This window comes from Desemzia sp. FAM 23988, from assembly GCF_045528365.1.
Lineage (GTDB): Bacteria > Bacillota > Bacilli > Lactobacillales > Carnobacteriaceae > Desemzia.
In genome coordinates, this window is record NZ_JBGQQS010000055.1 from 1 (window position 1) to 1,380 (window position 1,380).

Annotated in this window: 1 protein-coding gene; it reads right to left on the bottom strand. The window is 33.7% G+C overall.

Translation table 11 applies throughout. The features are described from left to right. Window positions 1–157: 157 nt before the first annotated feature. Window positions 158–1,264: an IS4 family transposase gene (locus ACEN4L_RS13380; RefSeq protein ID WP_407123679.1), complete on the bottom strand. Its 1,107-nt coding sequence runs from the start codon at window positions 1,262–1,264 to the stop codon at window positions 158–160. Window positions 1,265–1,380: the final 116 nt, after the last annotated feature.

The following is a 1,380-nucleotide window of genomic DNA, read 5'->3' on the forward strand; positions in this document are numbered from 1 at the left end:
CACTAGTGTTGCATAAATATAGTCAGAATATTCTGAATTATTATTTTCTTGAAAAAAGTAAAAAAAATCGAATGCTTACGCAAAGGATGACTATTTCCAGAAAATTTTGCTTATTTAGCTGATTCCATTAGCATCCAACAACAACGTTTTATTGTAGTCAATTGGGCACTAAAAGTTCAATCCATTTTTCTGCAGGTTGAAATAGGAGGTAACGAAAAAGTCGTTTAATTTGGAAAATAGACTGTCCAGTCTTTGTTTCTAACTGAATCAAATAGGTTAGTAAACTGGCAATCAAGGCTAAAATCAATTGATTTACGACTCCCTGTTCGCTTCTTGAAAAAAACTTTTTGATTGTCATATGCTGTTTAATGTGTTTGAAGAACAGTTCTATTTGCCAACGAGCTTTATACATTTCTGCAATTTCAGCAGAGGAACAGTCAAAACGATTCGTGATGAACTGAAGAACTTTCCCTTTTTGATCTTGAATAGTCACTAAACGAAATCGGGAAGTTAGATAGTTTTGAGCACCTAATGCGACCAATTGGTCGCTGATAATAGAGTCTTCTTTGGAAGCTGCTAATGTTTCCAAAACATGAACCTTTGTATTCTTTTTGATTCTCGTCACAAAGAAATAACCATTCCAGTGCATTTTATCCATTCGTTCGAAATCTAGGTAACCACGATCGAATACATAAGTTGCCTCAGGTTGATTGACCAACACTTCCAACTGGTTTGTATCATGTTCAATCGCATTAGTTAGTGTAAAATCATCTGGATAAAGATGGTCATTATCCATAAAGCAGAGTTTTAAGTGAAGCTTAACTCCTGATTTCGTTTTACGAAAATCAGCCCATTGATAAAGATTTTGATTCAATGAAAAGGTCGAAGAGTCAATTAAATAGAGACTATTTCGCTTATCCACGGGCATTTTCTTTTTAACCTGACTGAGAAGCTGGTAAAAAATAGCTAAAAGAATTTCTGAATCCATTTTGGGAAGAACTCTAGAAAGCTGAGAATAACTGATGCTTTCAATCCCAATCTCTTTTTGAAGTTCTTTGGAAACAAAAGCAGTATCCATATCTCTGAGACTTTCTTTCTCTTCATTGATCGCATGAAGAAAAAGCTGCAGAGCTCGAAAGAAACTAAGTTTCTTATGGTATTTATCAAAGGCAAAAATCTTTTCACGAATAGGAATCGGTAATTTTTCTAACTTAATTGCCGAAAACCATTTATTAAAAGCAGAATTTAGTTTATACTTATCCATAAGTTGGGTCCTTTTTATTGGTCTTGGATAAGTCATCCAAGTTCAGTATAAAGGACTTTTTTGCATATTGGAATAGGATACATAACATTGTGAAACATATTATGTTTCATGCAACA